General features: G+C 69.8%; 22 protein-coding genes. 5 read left to right on the plus strand and 17 right to left on the minus strand.

The genetic code is table 11. The features are described 5' to 3' along the window. Positions 1-19 precede the first annotated feature (19 nt). From NP095_RS09405 to NP095_RS09425, 5 genes are all read right to left on the minus strand, one after another. A complete protein-coding gene (locus NP095_RS09405; RefSeq protein WP_249378370.1) occupies positions 20-1,486 on the minus strand; it encodes a glutamate synthase subunit beta in 1,467 nt (488 codons plus the stop codon). Continuing rightward, positions 1,479-6,017, minus strand: a complete 4,539-nt coding sequence (gene gltB, locus NP095_RS09410) for a glutamate synthase large subunit (RefSeq protein WP_256766006.1) — start codon at positions 6,015-6,017, stop codon at positions 1,479-1,481. The genes NP095_RS09405 and gltB overlap by 8 nt, the downstream gene beginning before the upstream one ends. 118 nt (positions 6,018-6,135) lie before the next feature. Continuing rightward, entirely contained in the window at positions 6,136-7,620 is a 1,485-nt protein-coding gene (gene miaB / locus NP095_RS09415) for a tRNA (N6-isopentenyl adenosine(37)-C2)-methylthiotransferase MiaB (protein WP_249378372.1), read from the minus strand. A 68-nt stretch (positions 7,621-7,688) separates the two neighbouring features. Next, positions 7,689-8,297: a DUF305 domain-containing protein gene (locus NP095_RS09420; protein WP_256766007.1), complete on the minus strand. Its 609-nt coding sequence runs from the start codon at positions 8,295-8,297 to the stop codon at positions 7,689-7,691. A 26-nt stretch (positions 8,298-8,323) separates the two neighbouring features. Further along, on the minus strand, positions 8,324-10,723 hold the full coding sequence (locus NP095_RS09425) for an Ig-like domain repeat protein (protein ID WP_256766008.1): 2,400 nt from the start codon (positions 10,721-10,723) through the stop codon (positions 8,324-8,326). 441 nt (positions 10,724-11,164) lie between these two features. On the opposite strand from NP095_RS09425, the gene NP095_RS09430 reads away from it, so the two are divergent. From NP095_RS09430 to NP095_RS09450, 5 genes are read left to right on the plus strand one after another with little or no spacing between them, the layout of a single operon-like run. Continuing rightward, on the plus strand, positions 11,165-11,893 hold the full coding sequence (locus NP095_RS09430) for an amino acid ABC transporter ATP-binding protein (protein WP_256766143.1): 729 nt from the start codon (positions 11,165-11,167) through the stop codon (positions 11,891-11,893). A 57-nt stretch (positions 11,894-11,950) separates the two neighbouring features. Continuing rightward, positions 11,951-12,838, plus strand: a complete 888-nt coding sequence (locus tag NP095_RS09435; RefSeq protein WP_256766009.1) for a glutamate ABC transporter substrate-binding protein — start codon at positions 11,951-11,953, stop codon at positions 12,836-12,838. A 40-nt stretch (positions 12,839-12,878) separates the two neighbouring features. Further along, positions 12,879-13,535, plus strand: a complete 657-nt coding sequence (locus NP095_RS09440; protein ID WP_256766010.1) for an amino acid ABC transporter permease — start codon at positions 12,879-12,881, stop codon at positions 13,533-13,535. Beyond that, positions 13,532-14,368 (plus strand): amino acid ABC transporter permease, encoded by an 837-nt coding sequence (locus NP095_RS09445; protein WP_256766011.1) that lies wholly within the window; start codon positions 13,532-13,534, stop codon positions 14,366-14,368. The genes NP095_RS09440 and NP095_RS09445 overlap by 4 nt, the downstream gene beginning before the upstream one ends. Positions 14,369-14,410: 42 nt before the next feature. Then, on the plus strand, positions 14,411-15,910 hold the full coding sequence (locus NP095_RS09450) for an amidohydrolase (protein ID WP_256766012.1): 1,500 nt from the start codon (positions 14,411-14,413) through the stop codon (positions 15,908-15,910). A gap of 1 nt (position 15,911) precedes the next feature. Here NP095_RS09450 and NP095_RS09455 read toward each other — a convergent pair whose 3' ends face one another. The 12 genes from NP095_RS09455 to NP095_RS09510 form a co-directional block, all read right to left on the minus strand. Continuing rightward, a complete protein-coding gene (locus NP095_RS09455) occupies positions 15,912-16,433 on the minus strand; it encodes a GNAT family N-acetyltransferase (RefSeq protein ID WP_256766013.1) in 522 nt (173 codons plus the stop codon). 9 nt (positions 16,434-16,442) lie between these two features. Further along, positions 16,443-16,961: a regulatory protein RecX gene (locus tag NP095_RS09460; protein ID WP_256766014.1), complete on the minus strand. Its 519-nt coding sequence runs from the start codon at positions 16,959-16,961 to the stop codon at positions 16,443-16,445. After that, on the minus strand, positions 16,961-18,070 hold the full coding sequence (recA, locus tag NP095_RS09465) for a recombinase RecA (RefSeq protein WP_249378384.1): 1,110 nt from the start codon (positions 18,068-18,070) through the stop codon (positions 16,961-16,963). The genes NP095_RS09460 and recA overlap by 1 nt, the downstream gene beginning before the upstream one ends. Before the next feature lie 287 nt (positions 18,071-18,357). Continuing rightward, positions 18,358-18,906, minus strand: coding sequence for a type 1 glutamine amidotransferase domain-containing protein (locus NP095_RS09470; RefSeq protein ID WP_256766015.1), 549 nt, complete (start codon positions 18,904-18,906; stop codon positions 18,358-18,360). Positions 18,907-18,920: 14 nt separating this feature from the next. After that, on the minus strand, positions 18,921-19,115 hold the full coding sequence (locus NP095_RS09475) for a DUF3046 domain-containing protein (protein ID WP_249378386.1): 195 nt from the start codon (positions 19,113-19,115) through the stop codon (positions 18,921-18,923). Continuing rightward, positions 19,112-19,408, minus strand: a complete 297-nt coding sequence (locus tag NP095_RS09480) for a helix-turn-helix domain-containing protein (RefSeq protein WP_154594770.1) — start codon at positions 19,406-19,408, stop codon at positions 19,112-19,114. Before NP095_RS09480 ends, NP095_RS09475 begins: the two co-directional genes overlap by 4 nt. Further along, positions 19,392-19,925 carry a CinA family protein gene (locus NP095_RS09485; RefSeq protein ID WP_249378387.1) on the minus strand — a complete coding sequence of 178 codons (534 nt, stop codon included), beginning with the start codon at positions 19,923-19,925 and terminating at the stop codon, positions 19,392-19,394. The genes NP095_RS09480 and NP095_RS09485 overlap by 17 nt, the downstream gene beginning before the upstream one ends. Next, on the minus strand, positions 19,922-20,557 hold the full coding sequence (locus NP095_RS09490; RefSeq protein ID WP_249378388.1) for a CDP-alcohol phosphatidyltransferase family protein: 636 nt from the start codon (positions 20,555-20,557) through the stop codon (positions 19,922-19,924). Before NP095_RS09490 ends, NP095_RS09485 begins: the two co-directional genes overlap by 4 nt. Positions 20,558-20,572: 15 nt before the next feature. Further along, positions 20,573-20,989, minus strand: coding sequence for a DUF2752 domain-containing protein (locus NP095_RS09495; RefSeq protein WP_256766016.1), 417 nt, complete (start codon positions 20,987-20,989; stop codon positions 20,573-20,575). A 25-nt stretch (positions 20,990-21,014) separates the two neighbouring features. Continuing rightward, on the minus strand, positions 21,015-21,326 hold the full coding sequence (locus tag NP095_RS09500; protein WP_249378390.1) for a CD225/dispanin family protein: 312 nt from the start codon (positions 21,324-21,326) through the stop codon (positions 21,015-21,017). A gap of 83 nt (positions 21,327-21,409) precedes the next feature. Next, positions 21,410-23,848 carry an FtsK/SpoIIIE family DNA translocase gene (locus tag NP095_RS09505; RefSeq protein WP_249378391.1) on the minus strand — a complete coding sequence of 813 codons (2,439 nt, stop codon included), beginning with the start codon at positions 23,846-23,848 and terminating at the stop codon, positions 21,410-21,412. A 63-nt stretch (positions 23,849-23,911) separates the two neighbouring features. Then, complete coding sequence (locus NP095_RS09510) at positions 23,912-24,619, minus strand: sirohydrochlorin chelatase (RefSeq protein WP_249378392.1); 708 nt, start codon at positions 24,617-24,619, stop codon at positions 23,912-23,914. Positions 24,620-24,644 lie beyond the last annotated feature (25 nt).

Raw genomic sequence — 24,644 nt, forward strand, 5'->3', positions numbered from 1 at the left:
GACTCGCGGCTCGGTCAGGTCACACCGTCAGGGGGCGTGCGGTGGGCGGAATGGGCGTCGGCAGCGTCGTCGAGCCGGTCAGCCAGGCGTCGACGCCCGCGGCAGCGCCACGGCCCTCGGCGATCGCCCACACGATGAGCGACTGGCCGCGACCGGCGTCACCGGCGACGAAGACGCCCTCGACACTGGACATGTAGTTCAGGTCGCGCACGATGTTCCCGCGCTCGTCGAGGTCGACGCCGAGCTGCTCGACGACACCCTCGCGCTGCGGGCCCGTGAAGCCCATCGCGAACAGCACGAGCTGCGCCGGGATCACGCGCTCGGTGCCGGCGACCTCCTCGAACCGACCGTCGATGAGCTCCACCTCGCTGATGCGCAGGCCGCTGACGTGGCCGTCGTCGTCGCCCACGAACTCCTTCGTGTTGACGGCGTAGACCCGATCGCCGCCCTCCTCGTGGGCGGAGGCGACGCGGTAGATCATCGGGTACGTCGGCCAGGGGTGGGCGTCCGCCCGCTCCTCGCTCGGTCGCGGCATGATCTCCAGGCTGGTGACCGAGCGGGCACCCTGACGGATCGACGTGCCCAGGCAGTCGGCGCCGGTGTCGCCGCCGCCGATGATGACGACGTCCTTGCCGGTGGCGAGGATCTGGTCCTCGACCGTCTCGCCGACCGCGACGCGGTTGGCCTGCGGCAGGAAGTCCATCGCCTGGTGGATGCCCGCGAGCTCACGGCCCGGCGCCGGCAGGTCACGACGCACGGTCGAGCCGATCGCCAGGACGACCGCGTCGTAGCGCTCGCGCAGCTGCTGGCCCGTGATGGCCTCGCCGACGGCGACGCCCGTGCGGAAGACGGTGCCCTCGCGCTGCATCTGGTTGATGCGACGGTCGACGTGCGACTTCTCCATCTTGAACTCGGGGATGCCGTAGCGCAGCAGTCCCCCGGCCTTGTCATCACGCTCGTAGACCGCGACGGTGTGGCCGGCGCGCGTGAGCTGCTGCGCCGTCGCCAGTCCGGCCGGGCCGGAGCCGACGACCGCGATCGTCTTGCCGGTCAGCCACTCGGGCGTCTCGGGCTTGACGGCGTGCATCTCCCACGCCTTGTCGGCGATCGCGACCTCGACGTTCTTGATCGTCACCGGGTCGCGGTTGATGCCCACGACGCAGGCGGTCTCGCACGGCGCGGGGCACAGCCGCCCGGTGAACTCCGGGAAGTTGTTCGTCGCGTGCAGGCGATCGATCGCATCGTCCCAGTCGTCGCGCCAGACCAGGTCGTTCCACTCGGGGATCAGGTTGCCCAGCGGGCAGCCCTGGTGGCAGAACGGGATGCCGCAGTCCATGCAGCGGCCCGCCTGCTCCGAGATGATCGGCAGCAGGGCTCGCCCGGCGCCGCCGGGGTAGACCTCGTTCCAGTCCTTCACCCGCTCCTCGACGGGGCGGCGCTCGGCCACCTTGCGGGGCGTCGTCATGAAACCTCGGGGATCAGCCACGTGCGGCCACCTCCATCATTCGTGCAGTCGTCTCGTCCTCGGAGAGTCCTTCGGACTCCGCGGACGCCTTGGCCTCGAGAACGCGCCGGTAGTTGACCGGCATGATCTCGGTGATGCGGGCGAGGCTGGCCGGCCAGTCCCGGAGCAGCTGCTCGGCGACCGCCGAGCCCGTCTCCTCCAGGTGGCGGCGCACGATGGCCTCCAGCTCGACTCCGGTGGCCTCCGGGACGGGTCGCAGCTCGACCATCTCGGGGTTGACCACGTCGGCGTCCAGATCCAGCACGTACGCCGAGCCACCGCTCATGCCGGCGGCGACGTTGCGTCCCGTCGGACCGAGGATGACCACGCGGCCGCCGGTCATGTACTCGAGCGCGTGGTCGCCCACGCCCTCGACGACCGCGGTGGCGCCGGAGTTGCGCACGCAGAAGCGCTCGCCCACCTTGCCGCGCAGGTAGATCTCGCCGCCCGTGGCGCCGAAGCCGATGACGTTGCCGGCGACGATCTGGGCCTCGGCGGCGAACTGCGACTCACGCGGCGGCCGCACGATGATGCGCCCTCCCGAGAGTCCCTTGCCGACGTAGTCGTTGCCGTCGCCCTCGAGGCGCAGCGTGATGCCGCGCGGGACGAAGGCGCCGAACGACTGGCCGGCCGACCCCAGGAACGTGATGTCGATGGTGTCGTCGGGCAGTCCCTCCCCGCGGTACCGCTTGGTCACCTCGTGACCGAGCATCGTGCCGACGGTGCGGTTGACGTTGCGGATCTCGAGCTGCGCGCGGACCGGCTCGGCCTTCTCCAGCGCGTCGCCGGCCAGGGCGATCAACTCGACGTCGAGGGCGCGGTCCAGGCCGTGCTCCTGCTTCGTCGTGCAGCGCAGCGAGGCGCCCTCGGGCAGCTCGGGCACGTACAGGACGCGGGTCAGGTCCAGCGAGCTGGCCTTCCAGTGGTCGACGGCCTCGCGGACGTCGAGGACCTCGGCGTGACCGACCGCCTCGTCGATGCTGCGGAAGCCCAGCTCGGCCAGGATCTCGCGCACCTCCTGGGCGATGAACTCGAAGAAGTTCACGACGTACTCGGCCTTGCCCGAGTACTTCTCGCGCAGCGACCGGTTCTGCGTCGCGACGCCGACCGGGCAGGTGTCGAGGTGGCAGACGCGCATCATGATGCAGCCCGACACGACCAGCGGGGCGGTCGCGAAGCCGAACTCCTCGCCGCCGAGCAGCGCGGCGATGACGACGTCGCGGCCCGTCTTGAGCTGGCCGTCGACCTGCACGACGATCCGGTCGCGCAACCCGTTGAGCAGCAGCGTCTGCTGGGTCTCGGCCAGGCCGAGCTCCCACGGACCGCCCGCGTGCTTGAGGCTCGTCAGGGGGGACGCGCCGGTTCCGCCGTCGTGGCCGGAGATCAGCACGACGTCGGCCTTGGCCTTCGAGACACCGGCCGCGACCGTGCCCACGCCGACCTCGGACACGAGCTTGACGTGGACGCGAGCCGACGGGTTCGCGTTCTTCAGGTCGTGGATCAGCTGCTTGAGATCCTCGATCGAGTAGATGTCGTGGTGCGGCGGCGGGCTGATCAGGCCGACACCCGGCGTCGAGTGCCGCGTCTTGGCCACCCACGGGTAGACCTTCGGGCCGGGCAGCTGTCCGCCCTCACCGGGCTTGGCGCCCTGGGCCATCTTGATCTGGATGTCGTCCGCGTTGGTCAGGTACTCGCTCGTGACGCCGAAGCGACCGGACGCGACCTGCTTGATCGCCGAGCGGCGCTCGGGATCGTAGAGGCGCTCGGGGTCCTCGCCGCCCTCACCGGTGTTCGACTTGCCGCCGAGGCGGTTCATCGCGATGGCGAGGGTCTCGTGGGCCTCCTGGCTGATGGACCCGTAGGACATCGCGCCGGTCGAGAAGCGCTTGACGATCTCGGAGACCGGCTCGACCTCGTCGATCGAGATCGGCTCGCGGTCGGCCTTGAACTTCATCAACCCGCGCAGCGTCATCAGACGGCTCGACTGGTCGTCGATCCGCTGCGTGTACTGCTTGAAGACGTCGTACCGGCCCGTGCGCGTGGAGTGCTGCAGGCGGAAGACGGTCTCCGGGTCGAACAGGTGCTCCGGGCCGAAGCGGCGCCACTGGTACTCGCCGCCGACCTCGAGCCGGCGACGCGGGCTGGCGATGCCCTTGGTGGGGTACGCCTTCAGGTGCCGCGCGTGGACCTCCTCGGCGATGACGTCCAGGCCGACGCCGCCGAGCTTGCTGGAGGTGCCCGTGAAGTACCGGTCGACGACCTCGTGGGACAGGCCGATGCACTCGAAGATCTGCGCGCCGGTGTACGACGAGACCGTCGAGACGCCGATCTTGCTCATGACCTTCAGGACGCCCTTGCCCAGGCCGTAGGCGACGTTGCGCGCGGCCTTCGTGGGGTCGACACCCTCGACGTAGACGCCCTCGCGGGCGAGGTCCTCGGCGGTCTCGAGCGCCAGGTACGGGTTGACCGCGGTCGCGCCGAAGCCGATCAGCAGCGCGACGTGGTGCACCTCGCGCACGTCGCCGGCCTCGACCAGCAGGCCGGCCTGCGTGCGCAGCTTCTCGCGGACCATGTGGTGGTGGACCGCACCGGTCAGCAGCAGCGACGGGATCGGGGCCAGGTCGACGTTGGAGTGGCGGTCCGACAGCACGATGATGCGCGCGCCGCGGTTGACGATCGCGTCCGACACCTCGGCGCAGATCTCGTCGATGCGCTGCGCCAGGGCCTCTCCCCCGCCCAGCACGTCGTACAGGCCGCGGACGACGTGCACGCTGAAGCCGGGCATGTCGCCGTCACGGTTCATGTGGCGGATCTTGGCCAGCTCGTCGCTGTCGATCACGGGGAACGGCAGCTGCAGCATCCGGCACGACGCCGGCGTGGGGTCGAGCAGGTTGCGCTCGGGGCCGATCGTGCCGGCCAGCGACGTGACGACCTCCTCGCGGATGGCGTCCAGCGGCGGGTTCGTCACCTGGGCGAACAGCTGGCTGAAGTAGTCGAACAGCAGGCGCGGCCGGTCCGACAGCGCGGCGATCGGGGTGTCGGTGCCCATCGAGCCGATCGTCTCGGCACCGGTGCGCGCGATCGGCGCGACCAGCTTGCGCACCTCCTCCTCGGTGTAGCCGAAGACCTGCTGGCGACGCGCGACGGAGGCGTGGTTGTGGACGATGTGCTCGAGGTCCGGCAGGTCCTCGAAGCGGACGAGGCCCGAGTACAGCCACTCCTCGTACGGGTGCTCGTTGGCCAGCGACGCCTTGATCTCGTGGTCCTCGACGACGCGGTGCTCCTCGAGGTCGAGCAGGAACATCTTGCCCGGCTCGACCCGGCCCTTGCGGGTGATCTTCTTGGCGTCGATGTCGAGCACGCCCGCCTCGGACGCGAGCACGACGAGGCCGTCCTCGGTGATGACGTAGCGACCCGGGCGCAGGCCGTTGCGGTCCAGGACCGCGCCGATCTGGGTGCCGTCGGTGAAGCAGACCGCGGCGGGGCCGTCCCAGGCCTCCATGACCGTGGAGTGGAACTCATAGAAGGCGCGGCGGGACGGATCCATCTCGGCGTTGTTCTCCCACGCCTCGGGGATCATCATCATCACCGCGTGCGGCAGCGAGCGGCCGCCCAGGTGCAGCAGCTCGAGCACCTCGTCCAGGGACGCGGTGTCGGAGCCGTCGGGGCTGCAGATGGGGAACAGTCGCGAGAGGTCGCCGGGGATCAGGTCGCTCTCGAGCAGCGCCTCACGGGCGCGCATCCAGTTGCGGTTGCCGCGGGCGGTGTTGATCTCGCCGTTGTGCGCGACGTAGCGGAACGGGTGCGCCAGCGGCCAGCTCGGGAAGGTGTTGGTCGAGAAGCGGCTGTGCACGATCGCCAGCGCCGACTCCATCCGCTCGTCGAGCAGATCGGGGAAGAACACGTCGAGCTGCTCGGTCGTGAGCATGCCCTTGTAGACGAGCGTGCGCGACGACAGCGACGGGAAGTACACGCCGGCCTCGTGGTGCGAGCGCTTGTTGACGGCGTAGGTCAGGCGGTCCAGGCCGATGCCGGACACGTCACGGTCGGGCGTGGTGACGAAGAGCAGCTCGAAGGCCGGCATCGCGGCATACGCCATCGAGCCGAGGATGTCCGGGACGACGGGAACCTCGCGCCAGCCGAGGACCTCCAGGCCCTCCTCGACGGCGATCGCCTCGACCTGGGCCTTGGCCTCGTCGGCGCGGTCGCGCGGCAGGAACGCCATGCCGGCGGCGTAGCGGCCGGCCTCGGGCAGCTCGACCGGGGCGACGCCGCGCAGGAAGCGGTCGGGCACCTGCATGAGGATGCCGGCACCGTCACCGGTGTTCGGCTCGCCGCCGACGGCGCCGCGGTGGTCGAGGTTGCGCAGCGCGGTCAGACCGTGCTGGACGATCTCGTTGCTGGGCACGCCCGTGAGCGTCGCCACGAAGGCGACACCGCAGTTGTCGTGCTCGTTGGCGGGGTCGTAGAGGCCTTGCGCCTGGGGCGCGGCGGAGAAGAGCGGACGATCCATGTAACAACCTGTCGTCGATGCCAAGGGGGAGAGACACTGGGCGAGGACGACATTGGCCTCATCAGCAGATTCAGGTTACCTCAAGGTTTCAGGCCTGGGACGGGGCCACCCCCACTCGTCAGGCGGGCGCGCAGGCCGGGGCCGGCGGCAGCGGCGCGGGCACGCCCACCGAGGGCATGCCCAGGCCGACCGAGCCGGGGGTCACCGAGGTGCGGCCCTGCCGGGACTCCCACGCGTCACCTGCCCGGGTGCGGCGCACCTCGATCGGCTCGCCGTCGGCGACCAGGTGGTGCGGGGACGCCTTCGTGACCCGCGTGACGACGAGGTCGCCGGGGCGGACCTCGTGGTCACCGGGGACGAAGTGCACGAGCCGGTTGTCGCGCGCTCGCCCGCTCATCCGATGGGTCTCGGCATCCTTGCGGCCACCGGCGTGGGCCTGGTCGGCCACGAGCAGCTCGACGACCTGGCCCTCGAGTCGCTGGTTCTCGGACCACGAGATCTCCGACACGAGCGCCGAGAGACGCTCATAGCGCTCCTGCACGACGGCCTTCGGCAGCTGGTCGGGCAGGTCGGCGGCCGGCGTGCCGGGGCGCTGCGAGTACTGGAACGTGAACGCGCTGGAGAACCGTGCCTGACGCACGACGTCCATCGTCTCGAGGAAGTCCTCCTCGGTCTCGCCGGGGAAGCCGACGATGATGTCGGTCGTGATCGACGCCTCGGGCATCGCCGCACGCACGCGGTCGAGGATCCCCAGGAAGCGGTCGCGGCGGTAGGAGCGGCGCATCGCCTTGAGGATGCGGTCCGAGCCCGACTGCAACGGCATGTGCAGCTGCGGCATGACATTGGGCGTCTCGGCCATCGCGGCGATGACGTCGTCGGAGAAGGCGGCGGGGTGCGGCGAGGTGAACCGCACGCGCTCGAGGCCCTCGATCTGCCCGCAGGCGCGCAGCAGCTTGGAGAACGCCTCGCGGTCACCGAACTCGACGCCGTAGCTGTTGACGTTCTGGCCCAGCAGGGTGACCTCGACGACGCCCTCGGCGACCAGCGCCTCGATCTCGGCGAGGATGTCGCCGGGCCGGCGGTCGCGCTCCTTGCCGCGCAGGGCGGGGACGATGCAGAACGTGCAGGTGTTGTTGCAGCCGACGCTGATCGAGACCCAAGCGGCGAAGACCGAGTCACGCTTGGTCGGGAGCGTCGACGGGAAGACCTCGAGCGACTCGAGGATCTCGACCTGGGACTCCTCGGCGATCCGTGCCCGCTCGAGCAGGACCGGCAGCGAGCCGATGTTGTGGGTGCCGAAGACGACGTCCACCCACGGCGCGCGCCGGGTGATGGTGTCCTTGTCCTTCTGCGCCAGGCAGCCGCCCACGGCGACCTGCATGCCGGGGTTCTTGGCCTTGATGCTCGCCACGTGGCCGAGGTTGCCGTACAGCTTGTTGTCGGCGTTCTCGCGCACGGCGCACGTGTTGAAGACGACGAGGTCCGGCGTCTGCCCCTGCTCGGCCGCCGCGTAGCCCGCGGTCTCGAGCAGTCCCGACAGCCGCTCGCTGTCGTGCACGTTCATCTGGCAGCCGTAGGTACGGACTTCATAGGTCTTCGTCATGACCGTTCCATGGTACGTGGACCCGGACGCCCGCCCGGACGGCCGCCGTCGTCAGCGGCCGCCCCGGGTCAGAGCGTCAGCAGGATGTCGCGCAGGCGGGTGACCTCCGCGCTCTGCGACGCCATGACGTCGCCGGCGAACGCGCGGTTGACGGTGTCGATCCCGCTGCTGAGCGCCTCGTCGGCCATCGCGATGGCGCCCTCGTGGTGGGCGATCATGCGCTTGACGTAGAGCCGGTCGAACGCACGACCCCGTGCGGCGGCCAGCTCGTCCATCTGCGCCGGGGTGAGCATGCCCTGCATGTGCGTGACGTGCTCACCGGTCGGCGTCGTGGACGCCTTCGGCAGGCCGCGGGTCTCGAGCCAGCCCTGCAGCGCGTCGATCTCGGCTCGTTGCGTGTCGCTGATGCGCGAGGCGAAGCCCTTGACCTCGCTGGCGCGGGCGTGCTTCGCCGCCAGGGCCGACATCTCGACGGCCTGCTGGTGGTGCGGCACCATCATCTCGACGAACTCGCGGTCGACGTCGTTGTAGTCGTCCTTGGGCGTCTTCAACGACTCGGGCGCGACGGTCTTGCTGGACTCGCCCACCTCGCCCGGCACGATGATCGGTGCGCCGGAGTCCTTCTCTTCATCGGCAGAGCAGCCCGCGGCCGCGGTGAGCGCCAGAACGGCGCTCACCGCGACCACGGCACGACGGACCAAGGTCACTTGGTGACCCGGATCGTCGTCTTGGTGCTCTTGCCCGCCACCTTCGCGCTGCCCGCGTAGGTGACCTTGACCGTGTGCTTGCCGGCCTTGAGCTTCGGCAGGGTCACGGTGACCTTGCCCTTCTTCAGCGTGCCCTTGACGGACTTGCCGTTGACCTTCACGGTCACCTTGCCGGTCGGCGTGGTGCCCTTGGCGCTGACGGTCACCGTGACCTTGGCGCGAGCCGAGGCCTTGACCTTCTTGGCGGAGACCTTCACCTTCGCGGTCGCCTTGACGACCTTGAGGGTGACCGCCGAGGACGTCGAGCCCGTCGTCGCGGTCGACGACGGCACGAACTCGGCACGGATCGCGTACGTCTTGACCGCGAGGGTCTTCGACAGCGTCAGCGTGGCCTTGCCGCCCTTGACCGGCACGCCGGCCTTCAGGACGGTGCTGCCCGCACGGAACGTCACGGTGCCCTGGGCGCCGGCGCCCGAGACCGTCGCGGTGACGGTCGCCGGGGTGGAGCCGAAGACCTGCGACGTACGGCTCAGCTTCACCGAGGTGGTGGTGCTGACGGCCGTCAGCTCGACCGACGCCGAGTACAGCGCGGCGTCGAGCTTGCTGTCGCCACGGACGACGAGCGACTTGGTGCCCGCCTTCTCGGTGGCGGCGACCGGGACGGTCAGCTCGACCGAGCCGTTCGCGGCGGCCTGGCCGCTGGCGACGACCTTGCTGCCACTCCACACGTCGACGTACTCACCGGAGGTGAACGTGTCGGCGGGCAGCGAGACGGTGACGTCCGTGGCGGCCCCGGCGGGGACGCTGGCCGGCGATACCGACGCGGCGGGCAGCGTGCCCGACGCCTTCGGGGCCGTCTTCCACGGGTAGGAGATGGGCTCCTGCGTCGCGGGGTTGCGGACGTCCTGACGGTGACGACGGGCATCGGCGAACTCGTCGCCCTTGAGCTTCATGACATCGAGACCGCGGGCGATCTCGGAGCCGTAGACGTAGCCGTTGTGGACGTAGACCGCCCAGTAGCCACCCGTCACGAGGGACGTCTCGCTGATCGGGCCACGGTCGAAGTAGCCGATCTCCTTCGGCTTGCTGGCGCTCGTGAAGTCGATCAGCGACGCACCACCCTGGTACCAGGCCTGGACCATGATGTCCTTGTCGGCGACCTGGACGATGTTGCCCTCGTGGCCCACGCAATTCTCGCGCGTCGACTGGCGGCGCGGGATCTTGTAGTAGCCCTTGAGGGACAGGTCTTCGTCCTCGATCGTGTAGATCGCGTTGGCGCCGCGGTACTGCGGGGTGCCGGGCAGGCACGTGGCGGAGGAACCGCCGCCGAGCTCGTCCTGCCAGACGACCTTGCTCGCGTCGTCGTTGAACTGCGCCGTGTGCCAGAACGCGTAGTTCTCGTCACGGACGCGGTCGGTGACCTTCGGGGTCAGCGGATCGCTGATGTCGAGCATCACGCCGTCACCCATGCAGGCGGCGGCCAGCAGGCCCTTGGCCGGGTAGGCCGTCAGGTCGTGGCAGCCGTTCGTGGCCGACGTCGAGGCGCCGCCGTCGGCGCGATCGGCGGTCGTGAACGCCGGGTTGTCGGCGTCCCACAGCACGACCTCCTTGACGATCGCGGCACCGGCCGGATCGTCCAGGTCGACCTTGATGATCTCGAGCTGCTGGTGGGGCGGCTTGCAGTTGAACGCGCTGGCCGACACGTCGTACGCGGCGTTGTACAGGTAGACGCTGCCCTCGTCGTTCGGGTTCGGGACGAGCGTGTGCGTGTGCGAGCCACAGCGGGTCTTGACGTTGCCGACGTACTGCGGCGCCGCGGGATCGCTGATGTCGAAGATGCGGATGCCCTCCCACGCGTCGGCGTTCGAGGCCGCGATCGTGCCGGCGCCGCAGGCGGAGCCGTTGCGGGGCTGGTCGACCGAGAAGAACAGCAGGTCGCCCGCGATCGACAGGTCACCCTGGTAGCCGGGGCAGATCGTGTTCGACACGACCTGGGGGTCCTCGGGGTTGCTGATGTCGTAGGCGACGAAGCCGTTGTAGCTGCCCTGGAAGACGTAGTCACCCTTGAAGGCCAGGTTCGACATCGTCGCCTGGCCGTCCTGGATGGGGACGTTCTTGACCAGCTCCAGCTTGGCCGTCGACTCCTCCTGGTCCTTCTTCAAGGGCGTGTAGGAGAAGTCCATCGGCAGGAACGGGATGTTACCCGGGGCGAGCGAGCCCTGGCTCTCGTCCTCGGCGGTGACCTCGGCCGTGCGGCTGGCGTCACCGAGGATGCGCGACTGCTCGGGCGTCTCGGGGATGTTGGGGTCGGCGCTGGCGGGTACGGCCAACAGGCCGACCCCCAACGCGACGAGGGCCGCCGCACTCAAGGTGCGGCGAAGGGCAACTGTTTTCAAGGGAAAGTCCTCACGACGAAGGGAACTGACGTGACACACGTCTCATGGATCACGTGCCCAGAGCGTAGGAGTTCCCGGTTACGGATGCGCTACGGACGTTGGGACAACGTCCGCCGCGCACCGCCTTTCCAAAGTAAAGTCGGGTTTTTGCCTGCCCAGCATGTGGACAGTCCCCCGCCGCGCCCACCTCGTGCTGACCACGAGGCCACGTCGGAGCAACGTCGCGATCCCAGCAGAAAGCGCTCGCTCACTTCCCGGTCAGAAGCCACCGACGCCTGGGCACCGAGTGCGATCGACCTCCGGCGCTCTCGATTCAGCGGCGTTACGCCCCGGCGCCCACGGTTTCGATCTGGTTGCGGTCCCCGACGCGCCGGGGGATGTGGTTGCGCGCTCACTGACCCTACGGTTGGGTAAGTCGGCATGGGAGCAAGCACGACGCCAATGGTCCGCATGAGCGGCGTCCAGAAGTGGTTCGGTGATCTTCACGTCCTGCAGGACATCGACTTCGAGGTCGCCACCGGCGAGGTCGTCGTCGTCATCGGACCCTCCGGTTCGGGCAAGTCCACACTGTGCCGCGCCATCAACCGCCTCGAGCCGATCAACGAGGGCACCATCGAGATCGACGGCGTCCCGCTGCCCGAGGAGGGCAAGGCGCTCGCCAAGCTGCGCGCCGAGGTGGGCATGGTCTTCCAGTCGTTCAACCTGTTCAGCCACAAGACCGTCCTGGAGAACGTGACCCTCGGCCCCATCAAGGTCCTGGGCAAGTCCAAGGCCGAGGCCGAGCAGCGCGGACACGAACTGCTCGAGCGCGTCGGGGTGGGCGACCAGGCCGGCAAGCTTCCGGCTCAGCTGTCGGGCGGCCAGCAGCAGCGGGTCGCGATCGCCCGCGCCCTGGCCATGGACCCGAAGGTCATGCTCTTCGACGAGCCCACCTCGGCGCTCGACCCGGAGATGATCTCGGAGGTCCTCGAGACCATGGTCGACCTCGCGCGCCGCGGCATGACGATGGTCGTCGTCACCCACGAGATGGGCTTCGCGCGCACCGCCGCCGACCGGGTCGTGTTCATGGCCGACGGCAGGATCGTCGAGCAGAACACGCCCGACGAGTTCTTCACGAACCCCCAGAGCGATCGCGCCAAGGACTTCCTCGGCAAGATCCTCAAGCACTGACTGACCGCACCCTCCTGATTCCCGCAACATCATGATCCCGAAGGGGAAGGACGACAGATGAGAGCACGAAGGACACAGTTCGCGGCCGTGATCGCCGCCGGACTGCTGGCACTGAGCGCCTGCGGCGACGCCGGCAACAGCGACGACGCCGAGGACACGCCCGAGGTCGAGGTCGAGGAGCAGGACTTCGAGGCCGGCAGCCGCATGGCCGAGCTTCAGAAGGACGGCAAGGTCAAGATCGGCGTCAAGTTCGACCAGCCCGGCATCGGCTTCAAGACCGCCACCGCCGACGCACCCTCCGGCTTCGACCCCGAGATCGGCAAGATCCTCGCGGCGAAGCTGGGCATCAAGGCCGACGACATCGAATGGGTCGAGGCCGTCTCGGCGAACCGTGAGCCGTTCCTGCAGAACGGCACGGTCGACTTCGTCATCGCGTCCTACTCGATCACCGACGACCGCCGTAAGGTCGTCGGCCAGGCCGGCCCGTACTACGTCACGGGTCAGAGCCTGCTCGTGGCGAAGGACGACGACTCGATCAACGGTCCCGACGACCTGAAGGGCAAGAAGGTCTGCTCGGTCACCGGGTCCACCTCGATCAAGACCGTCGAGGAGCAGTTCGGCGCCACGCCGGCCGGCTTCGACACCTACTCCGAGTGCGTCCGTCAGCTCGAGAACGGCTCGGTCGACGCGGTCACCACCGACGCGGCGATCCTGTTGGGCTACGCGGCCGAGAACCCCGACAAGCTCAAGGTCGTGGGCGAGCCCTTCTCCGAGGAGAACTACGGCATCGGCTACGGCAAGGACCACCCCGAGCTGTGCGAGTTCGTCAACGAGACGCTGACCAGCGCCTTCGAGGACGGCTCGTGGGAGAAGGCGTTCGACGCCACGCTCGGCAAGGGTGGCGCCGAGGCGGGCGACCCGCCGGCGCTCGACGAGTGCGCGTGACGCTGAGCCGATGATCAACCGACGACGAGGGTGGTGAGACGTGGACTTCACGTTCTTGCAGGACAGCTATGAACTGCTCCTCAAGGGCTTCTGGGTCACGCTGCGGGTCTTCCTGGCCAGCGGTCTCATCGCCCTCGTCCTCGGCACCTTCGTGGCCGTCGCGCGGGTCAGCCCGGTCCCGGCGATGCGCGCCGTCGGGACGGCCTACGTCACGCTCTTCCGCAACACTCCCCTGCTGCTGCTGCTGTTCATCACGTACTACGGCCTGCCGGCGATGGGGATCGACTTCGGCTTCTTCTGGAACGTCTCGATGGCCGCCGGTCTCTACACCGCGGCGTTCGTCTGCGAGGCGCTGCGCTCGGGCATCAACGGCGTGCCGCTCGGCCAGGCCGAGGCGGCGCGAGCCGTGGGCATGCCTTTCTCGATGACCATGACCCAGGTGATCCTGCCCCAGGCGTTCCGCCTCGTGGTTCCGCCGATCGCCAGCGTGTTCATCGCGTTGGCCAAGAACACCTCATTGGTCGCCGCCCTGGGCCTGGCCGACCTCGCGTTCCGGCTCCAGGGCCTGCTGCGGGACTACCCCAGCTCGCGCACCGCCGCCTTCTTGACCATCGCGGCGATGTACATCGTCATCGTGGCGGCGATCTCAGCACTGGCCAGCTGGGCCGAACGACGCTGGAAGGTGGAGTCCCGATGAGCAGCGTCCTGTTCGACGTCCCCGGCCCCCGCGCCCGACGCCGCCACCGCATCCTGTCGGTGGTGACGATCGTGGCCGTCGTGGCGTTCCTGGCCCTGGTCCTGTGGCGCCTCGCCGAGACCGGTCAGCTGGCGTCCGACAAGTGGGAGGTCTTCGTCACCCCCGCGTACATCGAGGTCATCGCCGAGGGTCTGTACTACACGCTCCTGGCGGCCGTCATCGCCATCATCGGCGCCCTCGTGTTCGGCATGCTCTTCGGCATCGGCAAGCTGTCCGACCACGCTTGGGTCCGCTGGCCCAGCTGGCTGGTCGTGGAGTTCTTCCGGGCCGTCCCCCTCTACATCCTCATCACGTACCTGTGGGCGCTCTACAAGTTCCAGATCGAGCTGCTCCCCCCGCTGGTGATCGGCTTGATCCTCTACAACGGCTCGGTGCTCGCCGAGATCGTCCGCGCCGGCATCAACGCCGTCCCCAAGGGCCAGGTCGAGGCGGCGTACGCGCTCGGCATGCGCAAGAGCGCCGTGATGCGCATCGTCCAGCTGCCCCAGGCGATCAAGATCATGACCCCGTCGATCATCAGCCAGTGCATCGTCGCGCTGAAGGACACGTCGCTGGGCTACGTCATCGTGGCCCCCGGTCTGACCTACGCCGGCCGTCAGATCTGGCGTGAGTACGAGAACGAACTGCAGGTCGCGCTGGTCCTCGGAGCGATCTACATCATCCTCAACCTGATCCTCGAGCAGGTGGGTCGCTTCGCGCAGCGCCGACTGACCGAATCGCGGTCCACCGGGGTCGAGCCGATGACCGAGGTGCCGGTCCTCGCGACACGCTGACCCGCGGTCGGCACGGGCCGCCGCCGGGGCCACAATGTCTGCGTGACCTCCCTGCTGCTGCGCCACCTCCGGCTCGTGCCGGTGCGCTCGGCGGCACCGTCCGAACCGGTGTCGCTGCGGATCCGTGACGGCGTGATCGTCGACCTCGCGCCCGAGCTCCGGGCCGATCCCGGCGACCGCGTCGTCGACGCCGACGGGCGCTGGGCCATTCCCGGGCTGTGGGACCAGCATGTCCACCTGACCCAGTGGGCCCAGACCCGCAGCCGCCTGGACGTCTCGGGCACGCGTGACCCCGCCGAGGCCCTGCGCCTCGTCCGGAACGAGCTGGACTCCACGCCCGACGGCGACTGGCTGTTCGGCTACGGCTTCCGCCTCACCGACTGGGACCGCGTCCCGACGGTCGCCGAGCTCGACTCCGTCTCGGGTGTGCGCCCCGTCGTGCTGACCAGCGGAGACGCACACACGGGGTGGCTGAACACGGCCGCCCTCGCCGCCCTGCACGCCGAGCCGACCGACGGGCCGGTCACCGAGGCGCCCTGGTTCACGCTCATGACGCAGGTGGTCGAGCTCACCGCGCAGCAGGACGGGGGCTCCGGCATCGCCGAGACCGTCAACGAGGCCGCCGCCCGCGGCGTCGTCGGCATCGTCGACTTCGAGTTCGCCGAGCCGTTGCTGACGTGGCCCGAGCGGGTCGCCCGCGGCGTCGACGCGCTGACGGTGCGCCGCGCGGTCTATCCCGAGTACCTCGAGTCCGTGATCGCCGCCGGACTCACGACCGGCTCGCCGCTGACGCCCGGCGGGGTCGTCACGATCGGGCCGCTGAAGATCATCTCCGACGGCTCCTTGAACACCCGCACGGCGTACTGCCACGACCCCTACGCGGGCGGATCGGATCGCGGTGTCCAGAACCATGACCGGGCCGCGCTCGTCGCGCTCCTACGTCGTGCCGCGTCGAGCGGTCTCGAGGCCGCGGTGCACGCGATCGGGGACGCGGCCGCACATGAGGCGCTCGCGGCCTTCGCCGCGGCCGGCGCGGCCGGCAGCATCGAGCACGCTCAGCTGATGACGTCGGACGACATCGTCGCCATGGCGGCGCTCGGCGTCAGGGCCAGCGTCCAGCCCGCGCATCTGCTCGACGATCGCGACGCCGCGGTGCAGCTGTGGCCGGGGCGGGAGAAGCACTGCTTCGCGCTGCGCTCCCTGCTCGACGCCGGCGTCAGCGTCGTGTTCGGCTCCGACGCGCCCGTGTCGCCGCTCGACCCGTGGACCGCCATGGCCGCGGCGGTGCACCGCTCGGCGGACGCCCGTGCGCCGTGGAACCCCGAGGAGGCGATCACGGTCCGCGAAGCCCTCGCCGCGAGCGTCGACGGCCAGGACACGCTGCGCGTCGGGCAACCCGGCGATCTGATCCTGCTCGACCGGGATCCGCTCGCCCCCACCGAGGACTCGGCCGCCGCGGCCGCGTTACTGCGCTCGGTCGGCGTCGAGGCGACGGTGCGCGCCGGACAGTTCACCCACACCGCGGCCGGTTTCGTCCGCTGAGTCACTCGAAGCGTTCGCGCCTCGCCGTGCAGACGATGTCGGCCCACGGTGCGCCCTCGGGCTGGATCCACAGTCCGGCCGTGAAGCCGCATTTGCCCAGGACCCGCAGCGAACGGTGATTCCGGGCATCGGGTGCCGCAATGAAACGCGGCGCCCGGGGGTACTGCGGCACGAGCACATCGCGGCAGAACCGATCGATCATCTCGGTGCCGAGCCCGCGGTCGATCAGCTCGGCCTCGCCGATGAGGTAGTCGAACGCCACCGCCTCGGGGTCCTGGCACCGCACCGTCAGGTCGTCGTCCGCGGCCACCTCGAAGCTCTGGAGGTATCCGATCGGCACTCCCCCGAGCTCCGCGATCCACATCCGCACCGGGCCGCGACCCGCCACCCGCTCGCCAAAGCGCTCCTGCGCCGCGGCGAGATCGGGCACCGGATCGGGGAACCACTTCAGGACGTGGGGACGGCTCCGCCAGCGCACGAACAGCGGCAGGTCCGCCTCCGTGGCGGTGCGGAACGCGAACACGGGTCGATGCTAGATCGACTCGATCGGATCCGCCTCGGCATCGAGCTCGGTGCGCACCACGTCGAAGGCCACCTGCGGGGCGTAGCCCTTGCGGGCCAGCATCGCCGTCAGTCGCCGTACCTGGACGGACGGGTCGAGCCCCTGCACGGAGCGCAGCTTGCGCTGGACCAGCTGGTGCGCGGCCTGCCGCTCGGTGTCGGGGTCGACGTCCTGGAGGACCACGTCGATGATCTCAGCGGAGACGCCCTTGCGCTGGAGCTCCATTCGCAGCACCAATCGCGCGAGGCCCTTGGCCCGGCTCCGTTGCTCGACCCAGGTGCGGGCGAACCGCTCGTCGTCGACCAGTCCCTCGGACTGCAGCTGGTCGACGATGCCGACGGCGATGTCCTCGGGGAACCGCCGACGAGCGAGCGCATCGAGCAGCTCCCCGCGACTGCGATCGCGCGCGGCCAGACGATCCATCGCGATCGTCCGGCCGGCGACGATGACCGCCCGCGGATCAGCGTCCGGGTCGGTGGGGTCCAGCATCAGAAATCGGCGGCCGAGAGGTCGCCCGCGGGATCGTCGGCCACTGCGGCCTCGGCGGGATCGTCGAGCTTCGCCCCGATGCCGAGGTGCTCCAGGATCCGCTTGTCGATCTCGTCGGCCAGGTCGGGGTTGTCACGCAGGAAGTTGCGCGCGTTCTCCTTGCCCTGACCCAGCTGGTCGCCCTCGTAGGTGTACCAGGCGCCGGCCTTGCGGACGAAGCCCGCCTCGACGCCCATGTCGATCAGGCTGCCCTCGCGGCTGATGCCCTGGCCGTACATGATGTCGAACTCGGCCTGCTTGAACGGCGGTGCCATCTTGTTCTTGACGACCTTGACCCGGGTGCGGTTGCCGACCATGTCGGTGCCGTCCTTGAGCGTCTCGATCCGGCGCACGTCCAGACGCACCGACGCGTAGAACTTCAGCGCCTTGCCACCCGTGGTGGTCTCGGGGCTGCCGAACATCACGCCGATCTTCTCGCGCAGCTGGTTGATGAAGATCGCCGTCGTGCCCGAGCCGTTGATCGCACCGGTCATCTTGCGCAGCGCCTGGCTCATCAGTCGGGCCTGCAGGCCGACGTGGCTGTCGCCCATCTCGCCGTCGATCTCGGCGCGGGGCACCAGGGCCGCCACGGAGTCGATGACGATGATGTCGAGGGCGCCGGAGCGGATCAGCATGTCGGCGATCTCGAGGGCCTGCTCGCCGGAGTCGGGCTGCGACACCAGCAGGGCGTCGGTGTCGACACCCAGCTTGCGGGCGTACTCAGGGTCGAGCGCGTGCTCGGCGTCGATGAACGCCGCGACGCCGCCGGCCTTCTGGGCGTTGGCCACCGCGTGCAGGGCGACGGTCGTCTTGCCCGAGGACTCCGGGCCGTAGATCTCGACGACACGGCCGCGCGGCAGACCGCCGATGCCCAGCGCGACGTCGAGCGAGATGGCGCCCGTGGGGATGATCTCGATCGGTGCACGGGCCTGGTCGCCCAGACGCATCACGGCACCCTTGCCGTAGGACCGGTCGATCTGGGCGAGGGCGTTCTCGATCGCCTTGTCCTTGTTGGCGCGGTCCTTGGGGATGTCGCGGTTCGAACCAGTGGTGCTGGTGTTCTTAGCCATGCTGCGTCCTTCGTTCGTCGACCGTCACGGTCGTGGTGGCGGGCCATCTTCGACGGTAGGCGGACCCACTGACATTACGTGAGCCTCGTCGACTCGTCTGTGGATGACGCCCGACCTGACCGTCGGCCTGTGGAACGAGCCTAGGCCGAACAGATGTTCGATGGAAGGTCGACACGCCGAACGCGCCCGCCCCGTCCCGAGATTTGCTCCGATTTGGTCCTTTCACTCCCTGTGAAAGGTCAGATGAGGAGCAAATCTCGGGTGCGGGGACGGGGGATGCGGACGGATCAGGCGACGAGGGCGTCGGCGATGGCGCCGACGAAGGCCGGCAGGTCGTCGGGGTTGCGGCTGGTGATGAGGTTGCCGTCCACGACGACGGTCTCGTCGACCCAGTCGCCGCCGGCGTTCTTCACGTCCACCGCCAGGCTCGGGAAGCTGGTCAGGCGCCTGCCCTTCACGAGGTCGGCCGAGACGAGCAGCCACGGCGCGTGACAGATCGCCGCCACCGGGGCGCCGGACTCGAGGGCGTTCGTGATGATCCGCTGGGCGTGCTCGTCGATGCGCAGGTGGTCGGCGTTGACGGTGCCGCCGGGGAACACGAAGGCATCGGCCCAGCCCTGGTCGAACTCGTCCAGGGTGCCGTCGACCCGGACCGAGATGGTCTTGTCGGTGTCGCCCTGCATCGCCTGCAGGGTGCCGGAGTGGGGTGCGAAGATCCTGACGTCCGCTCCCGCGTCCTCGAGACTGTCGCGGGGGGTCGTGAGTTCAGATTCCTCGAAGTGGTCGGTCGCGATGATGGCGACGCGCTTGCCAGTCAGGTCGGGGAGATCGCTCATCCCCCGACGCTAACTCAACGTTCGCGTGCGGGCAGGTCGAGCGCAGCGTGCACCGCACGCCACACCCGTTGCGGGTCGACGCCGGCTTCCAGCGCCTCGACCGGGGTGCGGCCATCGAGCGCGGTGATCGCCTGCTGACGGGCCCAGGAACTGGCGTAGGCGGACCCGAGGGCAGCCTCCATGCGCTGCCAGAACTCGCTGTGTCTCACGCTGCGGAGGCCCGGGCCTCTTCGCGCGCGATCGACGACACGGTCGCCAGGTCGGCGGCCTCCTCGAGCTCGAGCAGCGAGCTGACGTCGAGCAGGACCTTGCTCAGGGGGACGTCGAGCGCCTGCGCCAGGGCGGCGAGCAGCTCGGAGCTGGCCTCCTTCTGGCCGCGCTCGACCTCGGAGATGTACCCGAGGCTGATCCGCGCCCGCTCGGAGACGTCGCGCAGGGTCAGGCCTTCGGCGAGCCGACGTGCCCGGAGCACGTCGCCGATGAGTTCACGCATCGCGGTCATCGCCACCACCTTCCCTGTCGGACTCAACGTCCGTCGAGCCGTTGTTCTTCCCCAGCCTATAGTGCAGGTCCGCCAGGACGGCGGAGACGGCCGATCGCCGCACCCGGTCGCGGTCGCCGTCCAGCTGCAGCCGGCGCGAGACCACGCCGTCGGGCCCGGCGACGGCGACGTGGACGGTGCCGGCACGATGACCCTCGGCCGGGCCGGGCCCGGCGACACCGGTCGTGCCCAGGCCCCACGTGGCGCCCATGCGCGTCCGCGCCCCGACCGCCAGCTGCTCGGCCACGCCGGCGTTGACGGTGCCCTCACGGGCGATCAGGTCGGCGTCCACGCCGAGCAGCGCGGTCTTGAGATCGGGTTGGTACGCGACGACTCCCCCACGCACGACGACCGACGCTCCCGCGACATCGACGAGCGTCGCGCAGAGCAGGCCGCCGGTGAGCGACTCGGCGGTGGCGACCGTCTGTCCCGCGGCGCGCAGGGCCGCCACCACGTCGGCAGCGGACGCCACGGTCACCGTGCCAGGTCGTCGGCCGGTGCCTGCGCGGCCAGCCGCCGGGCGTCGATGACGTACTGGACACCGGTCACCAGCGCGAGAGCCAGCGCCGCGGCCATCACGACGTGCGTGATCCACAGCAGGGCCGTGGGGACGATTCCGCCCCACAGCTCGAACGGCAGGCAGTAGCCCGCGATCGCGACGGACTGCAGGACGGTCTTGAGCTTGCCGCCCCGGCCGGCCGGCATGACGAAGCCGCGGCGGACCATGACCATCCGCATGAAGGTGATGCCCCACTCGCGCACGAGCATCGCGATGACGGCGACCCAGAACAGCGGTCCCCAAGCCCGGTCGCTGAAGATGATCGCCAGGCCGACGAAGGCCATGCCCGTGAGCGCCTTGTCGGCGATGGGGTCGGCCATCTTGCCGAAGTCGGTGATGAGGTTGTGCTTGCGGGCGATGTCGCCGTCGATCTTGTCGGTGGCCATCAGGACCACGAACGCGGCCCAGGCGGCGATCCGGTACCCGACCGACTCGCCTCCGTCGTGCAGCAACAGCCAACCGAAGATCGGGACGCCCAGGATGCGAATGACCGTCAGGGCGTTCGGGACGTTCCAGTTGCTCGGCTTGGCTGCCGGGAGCGGGGAATCCATGGTGTTCAGTATGGCTCAGGCAGGTGAGAGCCAGGTCCAGCCGGGCACATTGCGCGCGACCCAGTACGTGAGAACCACCACGAGCAGCGCCCAGATCCAGCCCGCCGGCACCCGGCTGGGATGCCATGCGCGGCGGCCGAGCAGCCGCAGGCCCCACGCCAGCCAGGCCACGAGCACCGTGGGCAGCAGGAGGACGGCGAGCGGGTTGCGGTCCCATGCCGTCGCCAGGTCGCCGTGGGCGAGCGCGTGCACGGCGCGCAGGCTGCCGCAGCCGGGGCAGAACAGGCCGGTGACGGCCAGGAACGGGCAGGTCGGGTAGTGCCCGGACTCCTCCGGGGAGCGGGTCGCGACGACCGCCGTGGCGGCGATCGCCGTGAGGGTGACCGCCGCGAACGCGAACGCCCCGCGCCGCCGGGAGGTCCCGGCGGCCACGGGGCGCGCGGTGTCGTGACTCAGCTCAGAGGCTCGTCGAGGTCGAGTCGCCATTGCTGGCCACGATCACGATGAAGATGACGTAGAGGACGATCGACACGAGACCGACGACGGCGGACCAGATGGCCCACATCTTGGCCTTGCGGGACGACTCCTGGGCTCCGGCGAGGTCACCGGCGGCGAACTTGCCGTTCACCTGCGCCGCGAAGACGATCGACACCACGCCGAGCGGCAGGCAGCAGAACAGCGTCGTGAGGATGGCCCACACGAGGTTGTTCGGCGGCGGCGTCTGTCCGACCGGTCCCGTGGGGGGCGGCGGCGGAGCGTTGTAAGACATGCATTCCCTTTCGTGTCACCGTTCACCCCGAGAGGGCGAACACGGTGGTTTTACATGAGTGGTTGGTCCGCCGAGCCTAGTGGTCAGCCGACCTGGATGCTGGCCAACACGTCAGCAAGGTCGTCGGGCTTCACGAGCACGTCGCGCGCCTTGGATCCCTCGCTCGGTCCGACCACACCGCGGCTCTCCAGGATGTCCATCAGACGGCCGGCCTTGGCGAACCCCACGCGCAGCTTGCGCTGCAGCATCGAGGTCGAGCCGAACTGCGTGTTGACCACGAGCTCGACCGCTTGGAGCACCAGGTCCATGTCGTCGCCGATGTCGTCGTCGAGCTCGCGCTTGGCCTGCTGCGGAACGGTGACGTCCTCGCGGTACGACGGCTGCAACTGCTCCTTGCAGTGGTTCACGATCGTCTCGATCTCGGCCTCGGTGATCCAGGCCCCCTGCATGCGCATCGTCTTGTTCGCGCCCATCGGCAGGAACAGGCCGTCGCCCTGACCCACGAGCTTCTCGGCGCCGGGCTGGTCGAGGATGACGCGGCTGTCGGCCAGCGAGCTGGTCGCGAAGGCCAGGCGGCTGGGCACGTTGGCCTTGATCAGGCCGGTGACGACGTCCACGCTGGGTCGCTGCGTCGCCAGCACGAGGTGGATGCCGGCCGCACGCGCCAGCTGGGTGATGCGGACGATCGAGTCCTCGACGTCGCGCGGGGCGACCATCATCAGGTCGGCGAGCTCGTCGACGACCACGAGCAGGTACGGGTAGGGCGTGAGCACGCGCTCGCTGCCGGGAGGCGCCTGCAGCTTGCCGGACGCGACGGCCTTGTTGAAGTCGTCGATGTGCCGGAAGCCGAAGTTCGCCAGGTCGTCGTAGCGCAGGTCCATCTCACGCACGACCCACGCCAGCGCCTCGGCGGCCTTCTTCGGGTTGGTGATGATCGGCGTGATGAGGTGCGGGATGCCCTCGTACGCGTTCAGCTCGACGCGCTTGGGGTCGACCAGGATCATCCGCACCTCGTCGGGCGTGGACCGCATGAGGATCGACGAGATCATCGAGTTCACGAAGCTGGACTTGCCGGAGCCGGTCGCACCCGCGACCAGCAGGTGCGGCATCTTCGCCAGGTTCGCCACGACGTAGCCGCCCTCGACGTCCTTGCCCAGGCCGATGACCATCGGGTGGTGGTCGCTGCGCGCCTTGTTGGAGCGCAGCACGTCGCCGAGCGAGACCATCTCCTTGTCGACGTTGGGGATCTCGACGCCGATCGCGCTCTTGCCCGGGATCGGCGAGAGGATCCGCACCTCGTTCGAAGCCACGGCGTAGGCGATGTTCTTGCTGAGCGCGGTGACCTTCTCGACCTTGACGGCCGGGCCGAGCTCGACTTCGTACCGCGTGACCGTCGGACCGCGGGTGTAGCCGGTGACCGTCGCGTCGATCTGGAACTGCTCCAGCACCTCGGTGAGCCGGCCGACGACCTCGTCGGACGCCGCGGAGCGCGCCTTGGGCGGCGTGCCCTCCTTGAGGGCGCTGGGCTCGGGCAGCGTGTAGACGACGTCGCCGGACAGGGCCAGCTGCTCGGCGCGGACCGGCAAGGGCTCGAGCGGCTTGAGCTCGGGCTGCGGCTCGGGCTCGGAGACCGCGGGGACGGGCGGCGTGAAGCTGACCGGGACCTGACGGTCGTCGTCCGGACCGTCGACGAGCGGGTTCTCGAACGGCTCGTCCACGACCGGCATCGTGCGCGGGTGGCGCTTCTTGACGGGCTCGGCGGCGGGCTCGGGCTCGGCGGGCTTCTTGTCACGGCCGAGCATCGTGTCGGCCGCCGCGCGCAGGCGGGTGGGGACGGCGTACAGCGGGGTCGCCGTGACGACCAGGACACCGAAGACGACGACGATCACCAGGATCGGCGCGACGACCCAACCGGTCTTGAGCAGGTCGACCAGGATCGCGGAGAACAGGAAGCCCACCGCTCCCCCGGCGTCGGCCATGTCCGGATCGCTGGGACGGGGCGTGCCGTGGGCGAGGTGGACCAGGCCCAGGACGCCGCCGACGATGGCGCTCCAGCCGATCGCCTGACGACCGGCCGGACCGTTGCGGTCGGGATGGCGCAGCGTCCGCCAGGCCAGCACGGCGAGCAGGATCGGGACGGCCCACGCCAGGACGCCGACCGAGCCGGTGGTCACGCGCCGTACGGCGGCGCCCACGCCACCGGGGATGTCCCACCAGACCGAGGCGGCGCTCACCAGCGCGAGCGAGACCAGCGCGAGGCCGACCCCGTCGCGGCGCTGCTCGGCGTCGAGCTCACGGGCGCTGTGCCCGATGCTGCGCGCGATGGCGCCGACGACGCCCGCCAGTCCCAGCCAGAAGACCGTGGAGGCGTGCATGACCCCGCGCAGGGCAGCAGCGATCGGACCAGGACCCGTCCGGGGCGCCGGCTTCTTGCGAGCAGGTTGCTTGCGCGGCGCGGGCTTCTTGCGGGCCTGGCTGCCGGACGGCCGCTTGCGCGGCGGGGAAGACGTTCGGGTCGCCATGCTGCCAAGGCTAAACCAGAACCTGAGAGTTCTCACGGTCCCACGCCGCGCGCAGCGCGGCGGTCATCGGGTGGCGGAGCCCACCTCTCCCGGGAACGACAGCACCTCGGCGCGCTCGAGGGCCAGCGTCACGAGGCGCGCGTCCGGCGCCCCGGCGCCCAGCAACGGCGCGGTGACCACGTCGGCTCCCAGCAGCCCGATCGCCGAGGCGCCCTCGCCCGAGGCCAGCGCGTACATGGACACCACGACGCGCTGGTTGTGGGCCCGGGCGACGTCGAGCGCGTCCTCGACCGGCGTGCCGACACCGTCGACCACGCCCACGTGCACCGGGCCGCCCCACACCGCGCTGAGCAGGCGCGCGGCCTTGGAGATGTCGGCCAGCGCCCGGGGGCCGTCGGCCTCCGGGGCCACCATGACGATCGTGTCGGCCGGACGGGCGCCCGCCTCGATGAGGCGTCGGACCCCGATCTCGGCCAGCACCCAGTCCGGGCCCATCGCCGGCGCGACGCGGACCCGGGGGTCGCCGCCGGCGACCTCCTCGAGCCTGCGCGCCGTCGCCACGTCGTGGTGCAGGACGAGCGGGACGATGACGCGCGGCCCCGAGGTCTCGGCCACGACATCCGCCAGCGAGGGCTGTTGGACGTCGAAGAAGGCGTCGACGACCTCGGGTCCCCCGGCGTGCCGACGTACGGCGTTGACCAGTGAGGCGATCGCGGACCGCCCCGTGTGCGACGTCGTCCCATGGCCGCACACGATGATCCGAGTTCTCACGCCTCCCACACTGGGCAGACTCTGT

Source organism: Aeromicrobium duanguangcaii (assembly GCF_024508295.1).
Lineage (GTDB): Bacteria > Actinomycetota > Actinomycetes > Propionibacteriales > Nocardioidaceae > Aeromicrobium > Aeromicrobium duanguangcaii.